Origin of the sequence: Paenibacillus sp. PL91, from assembly GCF_012935325.2 — a bacterium.
In the GTDB taxonomy this organism is placed as follows: domain Bacteria; phylum Bacillota; class Bacilli; order Paenibacillales; family Paenibacillaceae; genus Pristimantibacillus.
The window spans coordinates 129,770-153,742 of record NZ_JABBYG020000009.1 but is presented as its reverse complement, the minus strand read 5'-3'; the positions used below and the strand labels follow the sequence as shown (position 1 = coordinate 153,742).

The following is a 23,973-nucleotide window of genomic DNA, read 5'->3' as shown; positions in this document are numbered from 1 at the left end:
GAAGTAGTGAGTAATGACTATTATACATTTCCCATAGGCATTCGTGACAGCAAGGTACCCTTCGCCCCCCGGGCGGAGGCCGAGACAAGCCGCCAGCTTGTTGACGCTAGTGCAGTGGATGCCGGTTTTTTCCGCGCCTTGGAGCAGTACGGCATCTCGCTCAATCGCCCCCAAATTGCTGCGGTGCGCCATGATAAAGGTCCTGCGCTTACGCTTGCGGGAGCCGGCTCGGGCAAGACATCCGTACTCGTATGCCGGACTGCTTATTTGCTTGCCGTCCAGCATGTTCAACCTCAGCATATTTTGCTGATGACCTTCTCCAAAAAAGCGGCAGATGAGATGCGAAGCCGCATTCGCTCGCTTCCTGTGCTGAACCCGCAGGCGGCAAGCGGCGTAGAGGCGCGAACCTTTCATTCCTTCTGCCTCCAGCTGCTGAGGGGGCGCGGCTATCGCCAAGGCATACTGGGCGAAACCGGGCAAAAGCATATTTTCTTCAAGCGGCTCATGCGTGAGCTGCTGCTGCAAAACGACTATGAACCCGAGACGCTGCTCGCCCAGCTGTCAGCGATTAAACTGCAAATGATCAACGTAAGCGATCTTCCTTCAGCGACAACGGAAGAGAGAGAGCTAAAGCTGCTCTTCACCCGTTACGAGCAGTGGAAGAAGGAGCTGGATAAGCTCGATTACGATGATCTTCTGCTGGAAGCGTACAAGCTTCTCAAGGATGACCCGGAGCTGCTTGCAACGCTGCAAAGACGCTTTCAGTACGTCATGATCGATGAGTTCCAAGACACGAATCAAGTCCAATACGTGCTCATCCAGATGCTCGCTGACAAGCATTGCAACCTAATGGTCGTAGGCGATGACGATCAGACGATCTATTCCTTCAACGGAGCGAAGAACGATTATATTTTAAACTTCGAGCATCAATATCCCGGTGCGGCAACTTATATTTTGGATATCAACTACCGCTCGACCAGCACGATCGTTGGGCTTGGCAATGCGATCATTCAATATAATAAGCTGCGCAAGGAGAAATCGTTACTGGCTGTGAAGCCAAAAGGCGCTAGCCCATCCTACGCGCGGCTCAAAACGACGCAGGACGAAGCAAAGCTTATCGTAGATACCATTATGTCGCAAACAACACAAGGCAAACGCTCCTTTGGAGACTTTGCCGTTTTGTTCCGTACAGCGAGCAGCAGCAGAGCGCTAATCGAGCTGCTTCTAACCAAGGAGCTTCCGTTCATCGACTTCGGCGACGGCCAGCTCTTTTATGATCAATGGGCCATTAAGCCTCTGCTTGCGCATCTAAGGCTTGCCCAGGATCGCCGAAACTTCGATGCGATGGAAATTTTGCTACCGTCCCTTTATGTCAACCGCGAGCAGGCAATGGCCTTCATTTGGAACCAGGACAAGCAGCGTGCGAAGAAGTGGCCGCTCATTCACCTTCTCGAGTTTCCGCAATTAAAGGATTTTCAGAAGGACAAAATCAAAGAGCGCATCAAGCTCATTAAATCGTTGGCCGATGCGTCGCCTGCTTCCGCTATTATGCAGCTTCGTCAAGCCTTTTATGACCAATTTCTAGAAACGAGCAAGCGCCATGAAATGACGGAGCATAAGGAAGGCCTTAAGGAGGTACTCGATGAATTCGAGGCTGCAGCAAGCACCTACGATACGATCGAGGCGTTCCTCGCCTACATTGATGATATTACGGACAAGCATGCGGCCGTGCAGCAGCTCCAGAAGCATGCGCATAACCGCAGCGCCATATCGCTGATGTCGATCCACAAATCCAAGGGACTCGAGTTTCCGGTCGTATTCGTGATCGGCGCGTCGGAGGGCATTCTCCCCCACAGCTCTGCGCTTGCTGCCGACAAGCACAGCGACCGGAGCTCCATCCAGACTGGCGATGATGCGCTTGCCGAAGCGATGGAGGAGGAACGACGCCTCGCATACGTTGCAGTAACAAGAGCCCAAGAGGAGCTGTACATTAGCTCGCCTGCTCTATATCGCGGCAAGCCCGCTGAGCTATCGCGCTTTATCCGCTCTGCCTTTATGAAGGAGGAAGAGGGAGATTCCGAATCGGCTCTCGCATGGCTTTGCACCAGCGATTCCTGCGAGGTGTGGCAGCGGATTATAACGTACGAGGACTCGCAAGCAGAGACTCGCGCATGCCCGTTGTGCCAATCGCCTATGGAGCAAGGAACGAAGGTACTGCCAAAGAAGAAGTAAATAAGAAGTAAGTAGAAGAATGGAAAAGAAGCAAATCATTGAAATGCATAAGCCAATCGGTGTCGTTATTATCGATAAAATCTATGCCGAGCTGAATGATGGTTTATTTAAACAGGAGCTTGTCGACTCTTTCCTTGCGCTCATCACTACAAAGCCATAAAAACAGTAGCAGCCTAAAACATGAAAATCATGTTTTAGGCTGCTACTGTTTTTTGTTCATACCATCTACTCCGCTCCATACAAGGCACGGAACTCATCCTCCAGCATAGCCATCGTGATCATATCATGAAACTTTCCGTCCAAATAAAGAGCATCCCTCTCTATCCCCTCACGTTGAAAGCCAAGCTTCTCATACACATGGATGGCACGAGGGTTAAAGGCGTATACGCCCAGATGAATCCGATGCAGCTTCAGTGTGTCAAACCCGTACCGAAGCATATGGAGCATCGCCTCCGAGCCGTAGCCTTTGCCGCGATGCTGCGACCCTTGCATGCCTATCCGTATATTCGCGCTGCGATTGACTGGATCAATTTCATTCAATACAACCTCGCCCAGCAGCTCATCCGTTTCCTTTAAAATGATCATAAAATCGACGCGGTCATCATTTATAACGCTGATTTTATGAATCCATGCTTCTATTGCCTCGCGGGTAAAATCCGTTTGTGAGCCAGTCAGCCGGTTCATCTCAGCATCATGTAAAAAAGTATAATAGGCATCCCAATCAGATTCCCGCGCCATTCGCAAATCAATCATCGTGCCCTTTATATGCGGCTTCTTTAATTGTTCTTGCACGATGTATCTCCCCCTATTCCTTCAGCAGCATCCGCTTTTTTTGCCTAATCAGATTCAGCTCTCGGATACCTTCATAAGTCCTTTTCTGATTAGGTTGGCAGAAACAGGCTCTTTCCCGATTTCGCGCGACCAGACAGACAATTGACCGATATGGTGGATTTCGTGAGCGATTACATGCCGCATGATTTCTCCCCAAGCGTGCATCTCGACGCTCCCGTCCGCCTTATTGTTATAAAAAGGACGATGCTCCATGCTAGCGTCCCAAGAGCGTACGAATGGTTCGACTTCTGCGTGAAATGCAGCGTCCAGCTTTCGCACCTTTTCCAAAGTGCTGTAGTCCTCAAAGTTTTCTTGGAAATCAGATTTCCCTTGGATGGCTCGAATCCAGCTCCACTCCACATCAACAATGTGGAACAGCGTGTGCAAAATGCCGCCAACGCCGCCTGTTCGGCCGCGAAGCAGCTCCTCCTCCGGTACATCCTCGCACCACCGATACCACTCTTCCCTGACCAGCCAATTGTAATGGAACATTGTGTTCAATAGGAAAACCTCCTTTTCATATTTGCAACTATTATTCTGGAGCTTGCTTGTTAACTTCTCATCGACATTAATTGATATCAGCTTACTATAACTGAAAGCTTAGTACTATGTAGAAAACAATTATAAGAAATGACTTGACCCTTATAAGAAATACTATACATACAGAAAATCCCCTTTGGTCAACAGCGCTAAGTTCATTCTAACATGAACTTTTTAGTCACTGCCTGCCCTAAGGGGATCATTCTATAAACGAGGAGTCTCGCCTGCGTTTAATTGTCGATAGACTTCAATTGGAAGCTTAGGTCTACGGTTGAAATCAAGCAATCCATTCTTCTCTTGCTCCACGTCGGTAAGCTGCGTATAGCAATAGCCCTGAAGTCCTCCCGCTGCAATAACCGGACGCATGACGGCAAGCAACCGATTTAAGAAATCTTGATCATCCTTTGCAGCCGAGTACCCCCAGCCTTCGCCGTTATCTTGAATGTATGAAATGCCTCCGAACTCCGACAGTTGCACCGGCTCGCCCTGATACGAGTACCCAGGCAAAATAATTTTTCTTCCTTGCGGGTCGCTTTTGACCGACAGCTCCTTGGTCGCATACCTGCCCTCCAATATCTCTTGCCTGCTCTCGTAGTCATGAACGGTGTAGATGTCTGATTTCACATGCTCCCATCCGTCATTCGAAATAACCGGACGCGTATCATCGAGCGATTTGGTCAAATAATAGAGCGACGACGCATGATGCTGCTGCCTTTTATCGATTAGGATATTAGGAGTACCCCAGCTTTCATTAAGCGGAACCCATACGACTACACAAGGATGATTATAATCACGATGAACCGCCTCTTGCCATTCATTCATCATACGGCTCACGTATTGCTCAGAGAATTGATAAGCATTTGCCATCTCCCCCCAGACAAGGAGTCCAAGCTTATCACACCAATAGAGATAGCGCGGGTCCTCGATTTTCTGATGCTTCCTTGCCCCATTGAAGCCCATCTGCTTGGTCAGCTCGACGTCAGAACGAAGCATCTCATCGGTTGGAGCTGTGAGGACGCCACCTGGAAAATAACCTTGATCCAAAATAAGCTTCATGTAATAAGGTCGATTATTTAAACAAATAACACCATCCTCGATCGAAATTTTCCTCATGCCAAAATAACTTTTCACTTGATCGAGAGCTCTTTCGCCGTCCAGCAGCAGCAATTCCACGTCATACAAGTTCGGCTTCTCCGGCGACCACCAACGTCCGAGTCCATGATCGTTGAAGTCGTGCAGCTTAATCGATACTTCCTCTTCCTCAGCCATCACCCGGATAACATCCTCAGCTATTAATTCACCTTTAAAAGTTATTTTAATGCTGAGGCGCAAGCCATCATATAATTCCATTCCTTTTATAAAGCTGCGAATATGTATTCTGTTCGTATCAATATCCGGTGTTAGCCTGATGCTGCTCACATGTGCGGCACTCACCGCCTCGATCCAGACCGTTTGCCAAATACCAGTCGTTCGCGTATAGAAAACCTGCTCCGACTGTTCCTTCCAGTACTGCTTTCCTCTAGGCAGCGTGACGTCCTTGCTATAATCTTGAGCACGTACGACTATCGTATTCGCGCCTAGCGTATTCAAAGCGGCTGTAATATCCGCTTGGAATGGCGTATGTCCGCCCTCATGGCTTGCTACTAAGTGTCCGTTCACCCATACCTTCGCCTCATAGTCGACAGCTCCAAAATGAAGGATCACTCGTTTACCGGCAAACTCAAGAGGAAGCCGTACATCTTTGCGATACCATACAATATCGTGGAACGCTTGCTCATTAATTCCACTCCGTTCGCTTTGGTAACAAAAAGGAACTTGAATCTTACGATCAAACGACTTTGCTTCATACCATTTATTATCGCTTCCTACATTCGCATCATCGTAAGCAAATTCCCATTCCCCATTCAGATTTAACCAGGCTGAACGCTCAAATTGCGGTCTTGGATATTCATTTCGTAAAGGATATGTCATACTCCCACTCCAGTTCCATTGCTTATGTTTTTATATTAATCCTCTAGCGGCTTCACCATCATATTGTAGAATGCCATCGTAGATCGTTCGGAACGTATCCCTGCTTTGCCATACAAAAACGGATTAGCATCCGTATAGTCAATTAGCGGCTTAGATTCGCCGTCTAGGAATACTTGAATGCTGCCGCCTTTTACGGCGACTTTCAGCGGATACCTCCGACCTGTCTCTAGCTCTACGGTTTCACTTGTCATTAGCATCATGTCATAATTCATGCGGTTCAAGGTCAATTGTGAAGATGAAATGCCGATGTAATAGCCCATTGCCGCATCCCTGACTTGGTCTGGATGGTAGGATTCATTCGTCTCGCGAACAAATATACCTCCGGTATCTGTTGCTTCATTTAACTGAACATCAACCGACAATTCGTAGTCGTCCCAGTTATCGCTGCCAATGAAGAGCATGTCATCCTCTAAACCGCTGCCTTTATAACCGCCTTCAATCTGTCCAAACAATCCAAAGCCTGTTTGGCTTAGCGATTGATCGAACAGCTGCTGCGTCTCCAGCTTCTCGGCTGCAAAGAGTTCAAAGGCCTGAAGCTCGGCTTGCCCGGATTTGAGTTTCACTTTAAGCTCATGAAAACCTGCCGCGATGTCCAATGTTCCGATTCGAAGCTTCGCTAAGTTCTCGGTAAAGGCAGGATGATCTGCTTTAATCGTCGTTTTTACCGCTTCTCCGCCGTCTATTGACCATTCCAGCACAACATCCTTTTTCGGCTTCCGAAGGGTGAGTCCAACTCCGTAATTGGCTGCTTCCTTGGCATTGATCTTATATTTCAACCAGTCCCCGCTCTGCAGCAAGCTGACAGAATAACTGCCGTCCTCCTGCTTGCGAATCGGCACGCCATCTGCTCTCCGGTAGTCACTGGTCTCTTTTGTCTTCTGCTCCAGATGGAAGCCTCGCTCCGCTTCCTTCAAATAATGAACAGCTTCTATTGCTCCAGGCACAGGCTTATATGCTTCAAAATCACTGCTGCCATCGGCGTCATTCGTAAATGCGGTATATTCATAGATCGGTGCCGATTGATCAGTAATGTAACCGATTTTGCCTCCGGCCGACTCAGCCGCATGTTCCTCGATCTTCATCATCCCATCGAAGAAAACGAGAACGGTGCCCTCACGCCTCTCAACCCGAATCGCATGCAGCTTCGTATAATCAAATTCGCTTGGAAGCGCTGCGTGAGCGACCTGCTGCTCCGCACCATTTTTCACCGAGACGTATTGAATTTCATGTTTGGCTGGCAGCAGCTTAACTGCTGAATAATTAGTCTCATCTAGATATGAAAAAACGGCTGCAATGCTGCCCTTGTCTTCCTTTGCGTCAGTATTATTCAATCGAAAATTATATTCAGCAATAAACGTCTCTGCTGTCGATTCGCTGCTGATTACCGTTCCTTCTTTTGGAGACTCGGTTAAGTTCGAGCTTCCTTCTGACAGCCAGCCATACCATGCAGGCATCGCAGGCGCGGGTTGTTGATGGTCATGCGTCGGTCCCATGACAACCAGCTTGTCACCGTTATAAGCAAGCCGATCAATGTTCAGTTCACGGACTGGCGGACCCTCCGCGGAGCGCCCAACTAAATTATGGTAAGTTAAATAGTAGGAATCCATGTCCGGGCCGAGCACAGTCGCGCTATGGCCAAGGCCTTTAAACTCATCCTTCACGTTAATAACGATCGGGTTGTTTGACGGAACGGTATAATCACCGAAAGGTCCATCCTTTGAAATGGCATAATGGACTCGATAGCCGTTACTAAATACATGATTGCCGGTATACGTCATATAGTACAAGCCATTACGCTTCCATATCATGGAGCCCTCCGTCCAATGCCCAAGAAAAGCATTAGTCGTGATGCCAACATCGATGGTAAACGGATCAGGCATTTCATGAGCAACTATGCCCTGCGTTCCTGCGTTCGTGAAATACCATTTGCCGTCATCATCGATAAAGACAGAGCCGTCAATGGTATTGCCTAAATTGTCTGTCTTGACTACGAAAGGACCCGTTGGGCTATCGCTCTGCAGCACATAATGCCCTTGACCCGCAGGCGATGTATATAAGTAGAAGCTGCCGTTCCAGTAGAATACTTCAGGAGCGTATGCTCCTGTCGTTATAGCATCCTCCGTTACTAGCCCTTCATAGCGCCAATCCACCAAGTTGTCAGAGCTCCAAGCCTTAATCCCCGGACGCCAATCCTTTGTGCTGCAATATAAATAAAATTTGCCATTGTACCGCATGATGAAAGGATCGCCAATCCCATAATCCTCCCATTCCTGATCGAGCTTAAACGAGTTTGTGTACACCTTCGCATCCTCCTTCAACAAGACAACCTCCGCTTCCTCCGGCTCTGATTGACATCCGCTCAGCGTTAGCAATAACGATACGGCTAGGAGGACGACTATCATCGTCCTCTTATTTTCTAATCTACTCGTCCTCATTCTATTAACCCTTCAAACCGCTAATCGCCATCGACTCTATGAAATAGCGTTGACAGAAGAAAAATACGAGAATGACAGGTACCATGGAAATCATGGAGGCTGCCAATATTACCGGATAATTGGAGGAGCCCATATATTGCGCTTGCATGGATGCTATGAGCACTTGAATCGTTTGCTTCTGTGGAGAGCTTAAATAGATAAGCGGTCCCATAAAATCATTCCAAATGCCCATGAAGCTAAGCGCTGCCTGAGCAGCAATCGCTGGTTTTGCAACCGGTAATGCAATGGTCCAAAAGGTTCGGAAGAAGCTGCTGCCGTCAAGCTTGGCCGCTTCAACGAGTTCATTGGGAAGGCCGCCTGCCAAAAACTGCCTCAGGAAGAAAATAACGACGATATTCCCGAATAGTCCCGGCACGATTAACGGCAGGAGTGAATCGGTCCAGTTGATCGACGAGAAGCCGATGAACTGAGGAATCATAACAACCGAAAAAGGAATCATCATCGTGCCAAGCAAGGATAGAAATATGGCGTCCTTAAATGGGAAATCAATCTTCGCAAAAGCATATGCCGCCATCGTGGAAACGAATAAGCCAATGACAAGAACGAATACAACAATAATCATGGAATTCATAAATCCGCTAAGCAGCGGCGAATCGTTCCAAGCGGTAGCATAGTTTTTAAATGTAGCCGGGTCTGGAATCCACTTTGGCGGTATTTCAAATACGTTGCGTTGATCTTTTAAGGAAGTGGATATGGTCCATACGAACGGCGCCAGCATAACGATCGAGCCGATACAAAGAATTAGTGCCACCCATAGGTTTGTTAAACGTTTCTGCTGCATTTGAAATCAAACTCCCCTCGCAAACTGTGACGGTAAAGCATTAATCGTTATACACCCATTTTTTCGACAGCCGAAATTGAATGAGCGTAACGATGAAGATAATCAGTCCAAGCACCCATGCAATTGCGCTGGCATAACCCATGTTGAAATACTTGAACGCATTTTCGAAAATATAAAACACAACGGTTGCAGCGCTGTATTCCGGGCCGCCATCGCCTGCCAGCACATAGATTTGGCTAAACGACTGAAACGCCCCGATCACGCCCATAACAACGACGAAAAAATGAATGTTCGTCAGCAGTGGAATCGTAATTAGCCACATCTTTTGGAATGCGTTCGCGCCATCTACTTCTGCCGCCTCGTAATAAGTAGACGAAATCGATTGAAGGCCCGCTAAGTAAAGAACCATCGTGCCGCCAACGCCGCCCCATACCCCCATCAATATCATGGAAGGCTTAATCCAATCCGCGTCGCCAAGCCAGTTAGGCCCTTGAATGCCAAACCAATCCCAAAGGGATTGATTAAGCAGTCCAAAATCTTGGTTCAAAATCCATTGCCACAGCAGGGATACCGCTATGATCGGTGAGATGACGGGCAAATAATAGATCGTCCGAAGGAACGATATGCCTTTGAGCGGACGATTCATCATAATCGCAAGCAGCAGCGCCACAACCATCCCAATCGGGATTCCGAGCATCATAAATACGGTGTTATACAGTGATTTGTATACCTTCTCATCGTGAAATACTTCTACATAGTTTTCAAAACCTACAAACTTAGGCGGCGTAACCAAATCCCATGACGTGAAGCTAAGCCAAACCGAGTAGAGAAGCGGTGCCACTCCAAAAATGAGAAAGCCGAGCGCAGGGGGCGCTACAAACAAATAGGCCCATGCATATTCTTTGCGGATATAACTAGGTTTACTTTTTTTCATGCGTACACATCCTCGCACTAGCTATTCGTTATTTAGGTTTGAATTGAATATGAAAGCATTGGCTTACTTCTGATTTTCTCTTTACTGCGTTGAAGCCTCCCCTTGTTATGTATAGGTGCTTTCTAAATGCTGTAAGCGCTTAACATCATGGATTTATTATAAATTATATTGTTATATGTTTATATACTAAATATAATATAAAAAATACCCCATACATAAAAGCTGTACGAAGGTATTTTTCTTATTCTATCGCTTACTTTTTACAAAATTTCACCGGCACAACGATGCGCTGCGGCTCGTACTCTCCCTGTAATTGCGCATGAAGCAGTTCAACCGTAACTCTGCAAATCTCATCTTCATTTTGCTGCAAATACGATACGTCCTGAAAATCCGGCTGATCGAAGCAAACGAGCTCCATGTCGTCTGGCACCGATTTTTTCAACCGCTTAGCTGCATAATAAGTATAGTTTGTCAGCTCCACATTGACGACAAATGCCGCTGAAACCGATGGCCGCTCACTCATGAACGACTCGATAATAGACTGGGCATTCCCGTTGGATATATCCTCAATTTTCAGGATGCACCACAAATCCTTATCTATCGGAAGCTTCTTAGAAAGATAGGCTTTTTCAAACCCAATTAACCTCTCCTCGGTAGCCGTATTCGTAATTTCAGGAGTAATGAGCGCGATTTGCTCATGACCATTGTCCAGCAAATGAGTAATGGCTTGCTCCGTACCATTAACATTATCCGAGCTGACGCTGTAAGTTCGAATCTCTTTCAAAAAACGATCGATCAACACATGCGGAAACTTATCAAGCGATAGCCGCAAAATACTGTCGTTATAGCGCTCCTCTTCCGTAGGGAACACAATGAGCCCGCGTACTCCGGAAGCCACCATCGATTCAATGGCCGCACTCTCTTCCACTTGAGATTCTCTCGTAATCCGGACCTGCAAGTTGTAACCGCTGGCCGTCACGTACTTCTCGATCGAATCGAGTATTTTCTGGTCAACCTTAGTCTTCATGCATGGCAAAATAAGTCCGATGACGTCTCGTGCGCTGCTTGGAATATCTATGGCTGTTGCAGCTTCACCATGCTGCCTCACAAACGTACCTTTGCCCTGCACCCGGACAAGCACACCTTCATCCGCTAATCCTATCAATGCGTTTTTACTCGTAATTTGGCTAACCCTATATAGCTCCGCAAGTTCTTTCTCGGAAGGGACACGATCGCCGGGACGCAGCTTGCCAGATTTAATTTGACCTAGAATATCAACTTGAATTTGCTTATACAAAGGATGATTTTTCATGGCGCCGCCCCTTTCTTATATTAATATATTAAGTATACTAAATTAATCGTAATCTGTCAGCATGAAGTTTAGTTATGATAGGTTCAAAAAAAGCTGCTCCCTTAGGTTAATAACCATAAGGAGCAGCTTTTTTGATTACATACACAACTTATTTATTGCCCTTGTCATACAGCTCTTGAAGCTTCGGCTGCAATTCCTTCGCCCAATCCGCAGCTGTCATCTTGCCGTCATAAACTTTGCCGGCCTCCTGCCACATCGTATCGATCCACTTGGTGTCCTTTGAGCCAAAATCAATCGTCGGGTGACCGTAGTCTTCAATAATATCCAGGAATACTTTGCGATTTGCCGGTGCTTTATCATAGCTGACAAACTCGCCTTTTGCCATGTCAATTAAATTAGGCACCGCTTGTCCCAGCTCATAGTTTTGCTTCTGTCCTTCTTTATCAAGCGCGAGGAACGCTGCTAAGTTAAATGCTTCCTGGGAATGCTTGGATTTGCTCGATACCGAGTAGCCCATCGATCCAACCCATGTCCCCGATTTGCCTGTTGCAGGGTTCACCGGCCATGCCGCGATATCCCAATCGAACGGCAAGTCCCAGAAGCCCGGTTGATCCCATGGCCCCATTGGGAACATCCCTACTTTTCCTGCTACGAAACGAGAGTAAGCGTTCATTGCTTTCTCATCCTCTGGCGACGGTGTCACATTGTGCTTCAGACGAAGGTCCGCTACCCACTGCATAGCGCTTGCAAATTCAGGTGTATCGATCGTTATCTTCCCTGTTTTGTAGTCCAAGAAATCTCCGCCGCTTGCCCATACCGCGCCTTCAAGCGTGAAGTTCGCTCCGCCGTAAATGTCGACTTTACCGTCCCCATTCTCGTCCTTCGTCAGCTTCTTCGCGGCATCAAGCCAGTTATCCCATGTCCATTTGCCAACCTCTGCAGGCGGCAACTCTACACCAGCAGCTTCAAACATCGTTTTGTTGTACGCCATTGCCCAAGGACCTACATCCTTCGGCAAGCCATAAAGGTCGCCTTGACCAACCATCTTGCCGTCATAACGGTAGCGATCCAGCGCTTGCTTCCATACGTTGTCCTCTTGGAACAGCTCTGTCGTTTCTAGAAACGGCTGCAAGTTTTGAATCGTGCCTGCTTCCGCATATTTGAAAAATTGCGGTCCGGATACGTAAAATACGTCCGGCGTTTTGCCTGATGCGATTAACGTAGACAGCTTTTGGTTGTACTCTGCCGGCGGCACGCTAGTGTATTCAACCTTTACGTTCGGATATTTCGCCTCATACGATTTAATAAGCTTCGCGAAGATATCTTTCTCCTGCGGACTGCCGTGACCCATAAACGAAATCTTCACGTTCTCTTTCGGCGCGTTTGCTGCGTTCGTCTCTTTATTCCCCGTATTTCCGTTCGCTGCGGAACCACCATTATTGCCCGATGAGCAAGCCGTAAGCAGCATGACGAAGCATAGAATAAGTACGAATCCGAGCTTTACCGGTATTATTTTCTTCATTACGATAACGCCTCCCTTTTATATTTACTGCGCAATGCCTACTGCTCATCAGGGATAAGATAGATACTACCTATCGTCCAATTAATGAGCAGCGCTTACGTAATCCGATCAACTATGCAAGCGCTTCCCTGATGAAACTCATTCTAAATTATATTGTTATATTTTAAAATACTATATTTAGTATAAAAAATACGAAATCACCTTTTTCTTATGTAAGCCATCTTGAATAAGAAGCACTTTATCCTTTCGTTTTTATATAAAAACACACATATGAGCTATCTTTCGAACGTTTCAAGCCGCATTTATTCGGTATTATACTAATTTCAATATATATTTAAATACTAACATAATTTATAATCCATTTTGAAGCGCTTACATGAATCTTGAAGGAGATGATCAAACCTACGTTTATTCAATAACTTGAATGACTTTAGCCTCACATGAAGGAGACGGTAAAATATGTTCTTACAGAAGAAGATACGTTTAACCGCATTCTCGCTCGGCTTACTTCTTATAATCAGCATTATGCTGCCTGCTTTTCAAGCTTTTGCAGCAGCAGGACTGGCTTGGCCTACCAATACCGCAGCCGTATTCACTCCAGCTGATGGCGGCGTATGGTATCCACGATTGCTCAAGCTGAGCAATAACGATATTCTCGCTTCATTTGACACGAATGTTGGTGGCGGTAAAACACGGATTATGATTTCACGCAGCACAGACGGCGGTCATAGCTGGTCCCCTGCTGCGCAAGCTGCTGCAGATCCGAGCGGCGAAGTGGGCAACGGCCAAATGCTCCAACTTCCTAACGGTGATATTTGGCTCTCTTATCGTCTCGTCATCCAATCCGGCTCCACCTACACCACTTCCCTTAGAACAAGCAAAAGTACGGACGGCGGCAACACATGGTCGGTGCTGGCGAACGGTCAAATCGGATCTACCACCGCAAATTCCTTCAAAGGATTATGGGAGCCGCATCTTCAATTGCTTGGGAATACGATAGCTGTATATTATGCAGATGACGGCCCGGTGGCTGCCGGCATTACAGGACTTCAAAAGCTCATCATGAAAACATGGACTGGAAATGGCTGGAGCGCAGAAACGGTAGTCAGCGATGGCGTTGCCGCAGGCTCAAGAGATGGCATGCCCGTCATTACTCAGATGGCAGACGGCAGATATATTCTTGTCTTCGAAGCAACAGATGTGGCGGGCCATCCATTTGTCATCAAATATAAAATTTCATCCGATGGCTACAACTGGAATGTACCCCGTCAGACGATGTATGTTCCATCCAAGCCAGGCAAGAAAGCCGGCGCGCCTTTTGTCGTAAAGCTGGGGGATGGACGGCTGCTCGCCTCTTTCCAAACCGATAATGACAGTACAAATACTGGCGACGCCTACTCGTCCATGTATACCATGATTAGTTCAGATCATGGAGCAACGTGGCAATACCGCTCCAACATTTTCCCGGTCAGCGACTCAACTAGTTCTAATTGGAACTCCTTGCTGCCTGTTGACTCCACTCATGTGCTTGCTGCTACAAGCTCTGACTATCCAAGCAGCGGCGTTTATGTTCGCTTCGGCCATGCCGTCACGCCTTCGAACACCAATCTGCTTACGAATTGGAGTTTTGAAACGGCTAACGCAAGCGGCTGGACGACGTATAGCGATGATTATCCCGCGCGCATTAAAGTACATGGCACGAATGATGGCGTCGGTGTGCCTGCCGCCCATGGCAATCATTTTATCGGATTAGCCGGAACAAGCGGGCCTGCAACCGCCTATATCGGACAAACCATTAGCGGTCTTGATACCGGCAGCTATACGCTCCGGGCGTATATGCGAAGCAGCGGAGGGCAAAGCTCATGTGTCATAGAAGCTAAAGATTATGGGGGAGCGATGCGCCAAGAAAGCTGTCCGGTAACAACGGCATGGACGCCAATTACCCTGCCCAACCTTACCGTTACGAATGGGCAAGCAACCATTGGCTTTTTTGTATCCAATACGAATGCAAACCAATGGGCGGACATTGACCGGGTTGAATTTGTGCGAAATGACATCTATAACGGGGTCGTTTCAGGCGGCGTGTATAAGCTCGTGAATTCAAACAGCGGCAAAGCGCTTGAGGTTGACGGATGGGGGACCACAAACGGCGCTAACGTTCAAATTTGGACGGAGGGCAGCAGCCAAGCGAATCAGCTTTGGCAATTGACGCATGTCGGGGGCGGGGCGTACAAGCTTATTAACGTGCACAGTGGAAAAGCGCTCGATGTCAGCAGCTTAGGAACAGCGAACGGCTCCAACGTCCAAATCTGGGATTATGCAGGAAGCGCCAATCAACATTGGAAGCTGATCGATACTGGCAGCGGTTTTATGAAAGTAATCGATTCGAACAGCGGCAAGGCTCTTGACGTTTCCGGCTCTGGCACGGCCAATGGTTCCAACGTTCAAATTTGGGATGATCTCGGAAATGGCGCCCAAAGATGGAAGCTTATTCGGGTAAGTTGACCGAGTTGTAATGGTATCGGAGAAATCGACCGATATAAGCTAATTCACTGGATTTTCGCGATTTTTACCCATAAGAAAGCATCTTCGCCTGACCTAGGCAGGAAAAACGATCCTGCTTAGGAAAGGCTGAACGAAGCCCGTAAAGGTAAATGGCTTCGCTCAGCTGTTTATATAGGTCCGTTGCTGCTTTTTCAATAGAAGCTCTTCGGTGCACCAATCCGACCAACTTAATGACTGATTACATGCCTGAAATTTTCGAAATAGGAAAATCGTCCTCCATCTACTCGCCTTATATGATCATAGAAACTAAAAGAAAATTTGAAAATATGTCCGAAATCCCAATTGCTCTCGCTATAGTCTTTTTCCCAAAACTTATACTCGGCTGGCAGAAACTCCGCCCTTGCTGACTGCTGCAGCGGCAGATGATCAACGGGTGAAATCAGCTTTACTTGATCTCCCGGCTTTATGTGGCGGCTGCTGCGCAAAACTTTTATCATTTTGAGAAGCGGCGGCAAACCTCTCTTGAAATAGGAAACGTGGCCTAGATCATATAAAATGTTCAATGCATGAGAAAAAGTTAGCATATGACCAATTAAATCATGATGCGATTCCGCCCGATATATGATTGGAAAATCTGATAATTGCTCCAGCACCAAATGTGAAAGATCCTTTGCATCTTCAATTCTTGGAAAGTTATCTTCCTCTGTTATTTCCAATCTTTTTACTTCAGAAGCCGAGTAGCCTATCCATGATCGTCCTGGAATGGTTTTTTCAAATGAGCGAATGAGATCGGATATTCCTGAAAGATCGTCTTCTGCTCCCCATCCTTTAAGCTCATGAATAGCCAATAAGCTCAGCGAGCAATAAATCACATTATGACCCACCCAGTGAAGTTGATCGATCGTTTTATCAAGAGACCCAAGTAAGACGGCCTCAGCTCTTCCTATATCGGAGCCAAGACGATGTTTTCTACTTGTTACACCATTATTTGCGAGCATAGCTCTCGATTGAGAAAGTACGTTTTGCGCAAGCTCCACAACCAAACTATTATCTTTAACAAAAAAATAACTAGCTATAGCTGCAGCACCTAAATGAGCATGCCAGATATTGCCAGTTTCTTTTTTACAGGTTGCAATGACCGAAAGCCCGTCTCCCAGTATTCCCTGATCCAGCATGAATATTTATCCCCCATTCTGCTATTTCTGCTGTTCAACAGCTTTACCTATTCTCTTAACCTCTTATTTAATTAGCCGTTCAAAAATAATTTCATAAGCTGTAGGTTTTCCATGGCCATTATAGTGTGTAGGTAAAACCTGCACCAGTCTCCAGCCTTCTTTGGCATGTTCGTCAATGGTTTCTCGGTGCTGTGCATCTGTGAAAAATCCGCCTAATGAAGTTTCAACATACTTATATTCGTACATGCTCTTCCCCGCCTTCTCATTTCATACTTGCATTCTTCCACATTAAAGACTAAGTGTGCAACTTTTTACAATGAATTTCGTTATTGAAATTAGTAAAAATTTGTATACAAGTAGGAGGCATCGCTTTTGAAAAAATGGATAAAAACAACAGCAGCTTCGCTTTTGATCATTGGAATGCTGGCTTCAGGAGCAACGGTCTACGCTGCGCCGCAAAAACCAACCTTGGTTTATATGGATGGCGTGCTTCAAGAGAATGTATTAACCGTAAATCAAAGGACAATGGTGCAGCTAAAAGCTTTTAACGACCCGGCAAATCTTACGTATTCCTATGAACAAGCCACCAAAACGATCATTATAGTCCATAAAGAAAAGAATACGACCGTGCGCCTTAAAAGCGGAGCCACAACTGCTGAGGTTAACGGTAAAAGCGTTAAGCTTGATGCCCCTGTCACGATTAAAGCCGGCAGAACCTATCTTCCTCTGCGGTTTATCTCAGACACATTGGGAGGAGTATTGAAATACAACAATACGGATAAGAGCGTAATTGTGCGTACACCGTCTGGTGAGGAGCGCTTCAACATCCTTATGCACGGAGATTTGGCAAAAGCTCGCGAAATGGCCATTCATTACCCAAAAACGTATGCGGGTAAAGAAATTGAAGCATCCGGAGAAGGGTTTACTTTCTCTTATACTTTCCCAAAGGGAGAAGCACTGCGTTTTGAGATTCAATATAAAGGACTAATCCATTATACCGAGATTAATCAGGATGGCATTGCGGTGGTGAAATGGCAAAATGATTCTATGGGAAGCAATGGAGAAGTCGGCACTCGGCATGAGGATTTTGGCGAATCCGTCTTTTTCACTAAACATTTGATGCTTGAAAAAAATGTATTCGGAACGATTGATAATCAGGGTAAAAGCACCGAGCTTGGCTTTAACGACTACAGCTTAAACAAAGATTTGGCAGATGTCATTATCGTGCCCATCGAGGGAGAAGTCCGAACTGACAAGCAGACATAGAAAGGAAAATAAATGAGCAACGGCGGCGACCTAGAATCTGAACATATGTTCATGGCTGCCGTCGTTCTCCGTTTGATTTTTATTCTGGCTTTCATGCTCATGTTATCTTTAGATGAACATTAAAGCTTTAAAACCATTAAATCCTCATCAAAATATTGCCCGTTGAATTTCAATGCGTTGCGCTCCAAACCATAAACCTCAAACCCCACGGATTCATAAAGCTTCTTCGCGGAGTCGTTATTAGATACTACGGTTAAGTTAACCTGCTCCAAACCATCACAAGCTTTTGCCAATACGATCAGTTCAAGCATGAGCAGCTTCGCTAAGCCCCTGCCTCGCATTTCTGGCGCTACGTACATCCCGTAAACATTGCCTTTATGGGCAGTTTTCAAGCCGGCTTCTCGCATAAAAGTCACAATGCCAACTAGCGTGCCTCTAGCATCAAAAGCCCCTAGAACAAATTTATCCTTCGTCGGTTTTATTCGATCTACTACCGTTTCAATTTTAAATTCCGCTTCTCTCTCAAACGTTGATCCAAAGGCTTCTGGGTTGACCTTGAGCGAGCTTAATCGTAATTGCTGGTACAAATGAGCATCTGATTCTCCCAATACACGTATATTCATTTGCCGACTCTCCCTAATGGTTCCGCTATGATGCTAATCCGTACTAGTTCCGAACCTTTGTGCATTTCTGGCGCGCGCACGCTCAATCTCCACCTCGCGATTGCGAGACTCTGCGTTTGTTACAAGTGAATCCAGCAACGTTCGGGCAGCTGAGGCCACCTCCTCGACAGCACGATGAAAGGCTTCCTCATTCGCCTGTGAAGGCTTATTGAAGCCGGAGAGCTTTCTAACAAATTGAAGCGACGCCGAATGGATCTCTTCCTCTGTCGCTGGCGGGTCAAAGTTAAATAACGTCTTAATATTTCTGCACATGTCTTTCTCCTTTTCAATCCATGTTTTGTCGTTCCGAAGCATAGCTGACCGACTTCTCAATTAGAGCATCAACAAATGCTTCTTTAGCCTTCTGATACAGATGAATATCATCTGGAAACTTTTCAGCTAATGCTAGTTTTAGCTCGCCGTATTGCTTAGCTTCCTTAGGATGAGCGAGCATGTACGCTTTAAAATCCAGATGTTTTTTAATGTTTATATTTCCTGCCTCGAACATATGCACATGATGGGTTCTGCTGCTTCCGCCTTTTGTGAAATATCGCCTTCCGGCAATTCCATTCTCCCCTCTGCAGGAGTAACCTAGCCCAGCCATTTCTTTCTCATATAAGTCAACTCTACCGATCTCCCTGACGACGACTAATAGGTCGATCGTCGGTTTTGCATGCCCAATTGCTGGAACTGCCGTACTTCCAATATGAAAAATGTCTATCTGTTCCTTTTGCAGGATTCGATTAATATCACTCGCTTCTAAAAGGTACAGCTTATTCCACTGTTCTGTCCATGGAGCTATAACCGTTCTTCGCATTCTTTTTCTCCATTTCTATTCCCTATTAATCACTGGAATCCTCTGTAGAAATAAGCAGCAGCTTCTTCTCAAATCCGCCGCGCTTTTCTTTCTTTTTGATTCTGACTGTCTCAAAATGTTCAATGGAAATACCTTTGTGCGCTGCAATAGCATAAGCCACTTCCACAAAATCGGCGAGCTCTTCGATCTGCTCTTCTATAGTCGTCGCTAAGCGATATTCATCCAGCTCTTCCTCAAGCTTTTCGTTTAGCTTCTTCATATACTGCTCATGATCAAGCTCTCTTACTTCGTAAGAAACACTTTTTGCATCCAGCATTTGAGGAATTTTATCTCGAATGAGCTTATTATATCTTTTCACAAAAAATTCCTCCAACTCGTTATCATTTTACCATACCCTATCTACCCAAATAGACGTGCCTAACGCGAAAAAGTTCCTCAAACGATTGACACGATCAAAAGCGCTGGATCATAATGGTAGCATAAAATAATGTTAACGTGTCGTTCTTTGCTCGAATTTGATTAACGATGAATGAGGAGTGGTATCCCATGGCCGATCAAGCCAGCCAGCATAACGACTGCAAGGAGAGTGCCGGCTCAAGCATCTGCGAGGTGCTGCAGATTTTGGGCGCCAAATGGGCTTTCCTCGTACTTGAAGAGCTGCTGAGGGGACCGCAGCGGTTCAATCAGCTCCAGCGAAATGTAGCTATCGTCAAGACCCAATCCCTTACCGATACCCTTCGTCACTTGGAAAAAAACGGCCTAGTATTACGTGAAGTCTTTCCAACAGTCCCTGTCACAGTGGAATACTCACTAACTGCGAAGGGCAGCGATTTCCAAACGGCTTTGAAGGAAATGGACAAATGGGTGCAAAAGTGGGGCAACACGGTGCAGACCGCTGAACCTGCTGAAAAATCATCATAACCGCGTTGTGTACGAAACCGCCAGGGGATACGATCCCTTGGCGGTTTTTTGTTATGGGCGTATGTTTTTGCACTTACTAAAAGTTAGTAAGTCCGCATAATTGGATGATGTCCAATTGTTTTGCGTTCTTACTTATCTAAAGTAACTTGATTATAATTCAGTTAAGCATTTGCCGGACGCGGCCGACTGCTTGAATAACAACATCGGCTTCATGCAAAAGCAGGGAAGCCATCATACACAAATAGAGAGGACTAAACCCTTATGAACCGGATTGTCATTTATATTTTAACGATAGCTGTCTTCTTCACCGCTACCTCGGAACTAGTCGTTGCTGGCATTTTGAATGTATTGGCAGAGCAAATGCAAGTCACCGTTGCTCTGGCTGGGCAGCTTATTACCGTCTATTCACTCGCTTTCGCGATTGGAACTCCGATCGTCGTATCGGTGACTTCGCGAATGGGACGAAAAAAGCTGCTGCTCCTTGCGATGCTTTTCTTCATTGCCGGCAATCTCGCCTCATTCCTCAGCTTCAACTTTACCATGCTGCTTATTTCGCGGTTGATACTCGGCGCAAGCTCCGGCGTCATGTTGGTCGCTGCCTTCAGCGCTGCTGCCAAGATGTCTGCGCCTGAGAAGATCGGCAGCGCAATCGGAACCATTATTCTCGGCTTCAGCACGGCTATGATTCTTGGAATACCAATTGGAATCGCCCTTACCGATATGTTCAGCTGGCGCATGATCTTCCTCTTTCTGGCCGCAGGCAGCCTCGCCATCCTGATCGGCATGGCGCTTTTGCTGCCGGAAATCGAAGGAGACGCCTATGTTCCATTCCGTAAACAGTTCACCGTGCTTGCAAATCCCGTTATTCTGTTTGCGCTAGTGCTCGTCCTGTTCAGGGAAGCCGGGAACTCCATCATGTTCACATATTTAACTCCTTTTCTTGACTCGATTTTGCACAGGAGCGTTACCTCAATCGGGATCATCATGCTCGCATTCGGAATTGCTGGCGCAATCGGCTCCCGCATCGGGGGCTCCGCTGTCGACAAGTGGGGAAGCGTACGCGTAATGGCCATCAGCATGTTCGCTCATGTCATAACGCTTGCCCTGCTTCCGCTGGCTATTCACTCATTCCCTCTTGCCATAACACTTTTATCGATTTGGGTTATGTCCATGTTCATTATGGGCCCTGCCACGCAAACCTACTTCATCGAGAAAGTGCCTCAATCCGCTAATCTCGTCATCAGCCTGAACACCTCTGTGACCCAGATCGGTCTCGCGATGGGCGCCGGAGTCGGGGGCATGGCCGTGACATGGAACGAGTCTGTTTTATACAATCCATGGATTGCTAGCACTTCGCTGTTTCTGGCTTTCATCGCTGCATTCATCTCCTTCCGGAAGAGCAAAAGAATGATCAGCATCCCCTCTATTCAGTAACCATTACGAATACCCGCTTTTCACTTCAAAAAAAAGACCGTCTTTCTCAGATAGAATATTCTACCCGAAAAGGACGGCCTCTTCTTTATTTGCTAAGCGTAAGCAAGTCTTCCTTACAGCGCCGGCGGCGTGAAGGAGCGAGTAGCGAACTCAGCGTCGAGCATATAGAAAGCGTTGCTGTCTTTGTCGATCCGCTTCAGCTTATGAATGATATTATCAAACAGCGCCTCTTCTTCAACCTGCTCATCGATAAACCATTTGAGGAAGTTAATCGTCGCATGCTCACGATCACTCATCGCAAGGTCAGACAAATTGTAGAAGCGTTTCGTATTTTGCTGCTCATGCCCGTAGCCTTGCTCAAATGTGTCCAAGATGGACGCGTAATCGTTATTTGGCTCTCCTAGAGCGGAAAGCGTCGCACGACGGCCGCGGTCGTTCAGAAATTTGTATATTTTCATAGCATGAAACCGTTCTTCCTCAGCTTGTACAATGAAGAAGTTAGCGAAACCATCCAAGCTCTCGCCCGAACAATACGCTGCCATTGCAAGATATACATGCGCTGAATAAAATTCAAAATTCATCTGTTCATTTAATGCTTCTGCTAATCCATCATTCATGCTCGTGCACCTCAGCTTTCCTAGATTGTACTTATTCTAACATAAAAATAAAGAACGGCAAATGCCGTTCTTGTAAATGTATCCATATTTAATCGTTAGCCAATCATTTTTTTCAATCGTTTATAGAGCTTCTCTGGAGACGGCGCGCTTACCGTCTTCGACTTAACGACGACGAAGCACTCTAGCTTGCAGGTTTTGCAATCGCCGAGACAATCGCTTTTCTTCTGCTTAATGTCCGGATATTTGCTTTTCATTGCCTTATAAATCGGCTCTGAACCATTCTTTAAATTCCGTTTGCAATATTTAATCTTCTTCATCCGATTCACCCCGCAGCGCAACGAAGGATTTGCTTCCTACTTGATGATAATGATTATCATCCCCGTTGTCAACTGCGATTTTTTAGAACATCTAATCCTTTAAGCAGCTGGCTGTCTTCACGTCCAAGCTTCTCGCGCAGCCGCTCCAGCAGTTTATAGCCTGTCTTATCATTAAAGCTGCCTGTAGCCTCCAGCTTCTCATCCGTTTGAAACTTGCGCATAGCCTCAGCAGTCTGCTTATCGAACAGGCCTTCTTGACCCGTAGGCGTATAGCCCAGCACCTTCAGCATCTGCTGCAGTGTCTTCACATCCTCGCCGTAGCTTCCCACTTTCATATCCGATCCGATTGCAAGCGGTCTTAGCTGCGTGTATGCGGGCAAATTTACTGCAAAATCCGGCGATACGCCCGTTTTATTAATCCAGGTTCCTCCAGGCGTCTTCCACTGTGCCTCCGTTAAGCTTAGAACCGAGCCGTCCTTAAATTGATTAAAGGCTTGAACGACGCCTTTGCCGTACGTTTTCTCCCCAATAACAGTAGCCCCCGCCGATTCCTTCAAAGCCGCTGTCAGCACCTCGCTGGCACTTGCGGATTGCCCGTTTACGAGCACTGCAATCGGTACGGTCCATTCCTTCTCTTGCTTAGATTTATACGTAATCGTCTGGCGCTCGTTTTTGTATACAACGTTCAGAATAACTTTGTCCTTCGGAATAAGCGTGCTTGCAATCTTGATGGTCGGCTGCAGCAAGCCCCCCGGATTCGAGCGCATATCAAGCAGTAAACCTTTAAGCGGCTGCTTCGCCTGCAGCTCGGTAAGTGCTGCCTCAAATTCATCCGCTGTTTTGTCAGCAAAACGGCTGATCGTCACATGGCCGATTCCGCCCTCCAGCAGCTCAGAAGTTACCGTATGAATCGGAATCGCTTCCCGCTTCAGCGTCAGCGCAATGTGTTCGGCCTGATTCGGCCGCTGAACCTTGAGCGAGACCGAGGTTCCTTCTTCGCCTCTAATGACGCCCAGCAGCTCCTCAAACGTCTTTCCGCTCAGCTTTTGATCATCTACCGAGATGATCGTATCGCCCGGCAGCAAGCCGCCGCGTTCGGCAGGAGCGCCCTTCGTAAGTCCGCTGATGACGAACTGCCCCTCCTCCTCGCGTATTTCAGCGCCAATACCATAAATTTGGCCTTCATAGGATTCCGTATAAGCGTTGCCCTTCTCCTCGGCCAAATAGCGGGAATACGGGTCCTCAAGTGAAGCAACCATCCCTTCTACCGCACCGTTTATAAGCTTTTTCGGCTCCGCGCCGTTTAAATAATCATTTATAATTTTGTTGTAGGACACTGTAAATTGCTTGAATGCCGGCTCCTTCAGCATTGGATATCGATTACCCATCCATAGCAGGCCCAGTGCAAAGCCGACGGCTGTAAACAAAACAGCGCCCAGCACGCAAAGAGTCAGAAATCGTTGTTTTGATGCCGCTGATGTAAAATTGTTCATCTGTTCATCTCCTACAAAGTTTTGTGAAGCAAAACTTGCTTCGAAAGCATACGCAAAGTCTTGTATGTGTGGATCATTTTAGCTACAA

General features: G+C 46.7%; 23 protein-coding genes. 6 read left to right on the top strand and 17 right to left on the bottom strand.

Annotated elements, in window-relative coordinates:
• Positions 1–6 precede the first annotated feature (6 nt).
• Together HI950_RS20900 and HI950_RS20895 are read left to right on the top strand one after the other, a co-directional pair.
• Positions 7–2,232, top strand: coding sequence for a UvrD-helicase domain-containing protein (locus HI950_RS20900; protein WP_169086358.1), 2,226 nt, complete (start codon positions 7–9; stop codon positions 2,230–2,232).
• A gap of 19 nt (positions 2,233–2,251) precedes the next feature.
• Positions 2,252–2,392, top strand: a complete 141-nt coding sequence (locus HI950_RS20895) for a hypothetical protein (protein ID WP_169086359.1) — start codon at positions 2,252–2,254, stop codon at positions 2,390–2,392.
• Between the two features lie 65 nt (positions 2,393–2,457).
• On the opposite strand, the gene HI950_RS20890 is transcribed toward HI950_RS20895, so the two are convergent.
• The 8 genes from HI950_RS20890 to HI950_RS20855 all read right to left on the bottom strand — a co-directional run bounded on the left by HI950_RS20890 (position 2,458) and on the right by HI950_RS20855 (position 12,678).
• Complete coding sequence (locus HI950_RS20890; protein WP_317618417.1) at positions 2,458–3,024, bottom strand: GNAT family N-acetyltransferase; 567 nt, start codon at positions 3,022–3,024, stop codon at positions 2,458–2,460.
• Positions 3,025–3,078: 54 nt separating this feature from the next.
• Positions 3,079–3,564, bottom strand: a complete 486-nt coding sequence (locus HI950_RS20885) for a DinB family protein (RefSeq protein WP_169086360.1) — start codon at positions 3,562–3,564, stop codon at positions 3,079–3,081.
• Between the two features lie 243 nt (positions 3,565–3,807).
• A complete protein-coding gene (locus HI950_RS20880; protein ID WP_169086362.1) occupies positions 3,808–5,574 on the bottom strand; it encodes a glycoside hydrolase family 2 protein in 1,767 nt (588 codons plus the stop codon).
• Positions 5,575–5,609: 35 nt separating this feature from the next.
• The gene (locus HI950_RS20875; RefSeq protein WP_169086364.1) at positions 5,610–8,069 is read right to left on the bottom strand and encodes a family 43 glycosylhydrolase; all 2,460 of its coding nucleotides are present in this window, start codon (positions 8,067–8,069) and stop codon (positions 5,610–5,612) included.
• 4 nt (positions 8,070–8,073) lie between these two features.
• On the bottom strand, positions 8,074–8,910 hold the full coding sequence (locus HI950_RS20870) for a carbohydrate ABC transporter permease (RefSeq protein WP_169086366.1): 837 nt from the start codon (positions 8,908–8,910) through the stop codon (positions 8,074–8,076).
• Between the two features lie 40 nt (positions 8,911–8,950).
• A complete protein-coding gene (locus HI950_RS20865) occupies positions 8,951–9,844 on the bottom strand; it encodes a carbohydrate ABC transporter permease (protein ID WP_169086368.1) in 894 nt (297 codons plus the stop codon).
• Between the two features lie 253 nt (positions 9,845–10,097).
• The gene (locus HI950_RS20860) at positions 10,098–11,156 is read right to left on the bottom strand and encodes a GntR family transcriptional regulator (RefSeq protein WP_169086370.1); all 1,059 of its coding nucleotides are present in this window, start codon (positions 11,154–11,156) and stop codon (positions 10,098–10,100) included.
• 148 nt (positions 11,157–11,304) lie between these two features.
• Positions 11,305–12,678 carry an ABC transporter substrate-binding protein gene (locus tag HI950_RS20855; protein WP_169086372.1) on the bottom strand — a complete coding sequence of 458 codons (1,374 nt, stop codon included), beginning with the start codon at positions 12,676–12,678 and terminating at the stop codon, positions 11,305–11,307.
• Positions 12,679–13,137: 459 nt separating this feature from the next.
• Between HI950_RS20855 and HI950_RS20850 the strand changes: the two genes are divergently transcribed.
• Positions 13,138–15,183: an RICIN domain-containing protein gene (locus tag HI950_RS20850; RefSeq protein ID WP_169086374.1), complete on the top strand. Its 2,046-nt coding sequence runs from the start codon at positions 13,138–13,140 to the stop codon at positions 15,181–15,183.
• Between the two features lie 227 nt (positions 15,184–15,410).
• Here the strand turns inward: HI950_RS20850 and HI950_RS20845 are convergent, their stop codons facing one another.
• Positions 15,411–16,358, bottom strand: a complete 948-nt coding sequence (locus tag HI950_RS20845; protein ID WP_169086376.1) for a hypothetical protein — start codon at positions 16,356–16,358, stop codon at positions 15,411–15,413.
• A gap of 63 nt (positions 16,359–16,421) precedes the next feature.
• Positions 16,422–16,604 carry a DUF4177 domain-containing protein gene (locus tag HI950_RS20840; RefSeq protein ID WP_169086378.1) on the bottom strand — a complete coding sequence of 61 codons (183 nt, stop codon included), beginning with the start codon at positions 16,602–16,604 and terminating at the stop codon, positions 16,422–16,424.
• Between the two features lie 126 nt (positions 16,605–16,730).
• Between HI950_RS20840 and HI950_RS20835 the strand changes: the two genes are divergently transcribed.
• Positions 16,731–17,624: a copper amine oxidase N-terminal domain-containing protein gene (locus HI950_RS20835; protein ID WP_169086380.1), complete on the top strand. Its 894-nt coding sequence runs from the start codon at positions 16,731–16,733 to the stop codon at positions 17,622–17,624.
• A gap of 119 nt (positions 17,625–17,743) precedes the next feature.
• Here HI950_RS20835 and HI950_RS20830 read toward each other — a convergent pair whose 3' ends face one another.
• Genes HI950_RS20830 through HI950_RS20815 form a run of 4 tightly spaced genes read right to left on the bottom strand, consistent with a single transcriptional unit; the run spans position 17,744 to position 19,461 of the window.
• The gene (locus HI950_RS20830) at positions 17,744–18,247 is read right to left on the bottom strand and encodes a GNAT family N-acetyltransferase (protein WP_169086382.1); all 504 of its coding nucleotides are present in this window, start codon (positions 18,245–18,247) and stop codon (positions 17,744–17,746) included.
• A 33-nt stretch (positions 18,248–18,280) separates the two neighbouring features.
• Entirely contained in the window at positions 18,281–18,559 is a 279-nt protein-coding gene (locus tag HI950_RS20825) for a DUF2277 domain-containing protein (RefSeq protein WP_169086384.1), read from the bottom strand.
• 13 nt (positions 18,560–18,572) lie between these two features.
• Entirely contained in the window at positions 18,573–19,103 is a 531-nt protein-coding gene (locus HI950_RS20820) for a GrpB family protein (protein ID WP_169086386.1), read from the bottom strand.
• 25 nt (positions 19,104–19,128) lie between these two features.
• Positions 19,129–19,461, bottom strand: a complete 333-nt coding sequence (locus tag HI950_RS20815) for a pyrophosphohydrolase domain-containing protein (protein WP_169086388.1) — start codon at positions 19,459–19,461, stop codon at positions 19,129–19,131.
• Between the two features lie 188 nt (positions 19,462–19,649).
• On the opposite strand from HI950_RS20815, the gene HI950_RS20810 reads away from it, so the two are divergent.
• Both HI950_RS20810 and HI950_RS20805 read left to right on the top strand, forming a co-directional pair.
• Positions 19,650–20,024 carry a winged helix-turn-helix transcriptional regulator gene (locus tag HI950_RS20810; protein WP_169086390.1) on the top strand — a complete coding sequence of 125 codons (375 nt, stop codon included), beginning with the start codon at positions 19,650–19,652 and terminating at the stop codon, positions 20,022–20,024.
• Between the two features lie 261 nt (positions 20,025–20,285).
• Entirely contained in the window at positions 20,286–21,458 is a 1,173-nt protein-coding gene (locus tag HI950_RS20805) for an MFS transporter (protein WP_169086392.1), read from the top strand.
• Positions 21,459–21,571: 113 nt separating this feature from the next.
• Here the strand turns inward: HI950_RS20805 and HI950_RS20800 are convergent, their stop codons facing one another.
• From HI950_RS20800 to HI950_RS20790, 3 genes are all read right to left on the bottom strand, one after another.
• Positions 21,572–22,075: a ferritin gene (locus HI950_RS20800; RefSeq protein ID WP_169086394.1), complete on the bottom strand. Its 504-nt coding sequence runs from the start codon at positions 22,073–22,075 to the stop codon at positions 21,572–21,574.
• Between the two features lie 95 nt (positions 22,076–22,170).
• Positions 22,171–22,392, bottom strand: coding sequence for a DUF1450 domain-containing protein (locus tag HI950_RS20795; protein ID WP_169086397.1), 222 nt, complete (start codon positions 22,390–22,392; stop codon positions 22,171–22,173).
• 68 nt (positions 22,393–22,460) lie between these two features.
• On the bottom strand, positions 22,461–23,885 hold the full coding sequence (locus HI950_RS20790; protein WP_169086399.1) for a S41 family peptidase: 1,425 nt from the start codon (positions 23,883–23,885) through the stop codon (positions 22,461–22,463).
• Between the last annotated feature and the right edge of the window lie 88 nt (positions 23,886–23,973).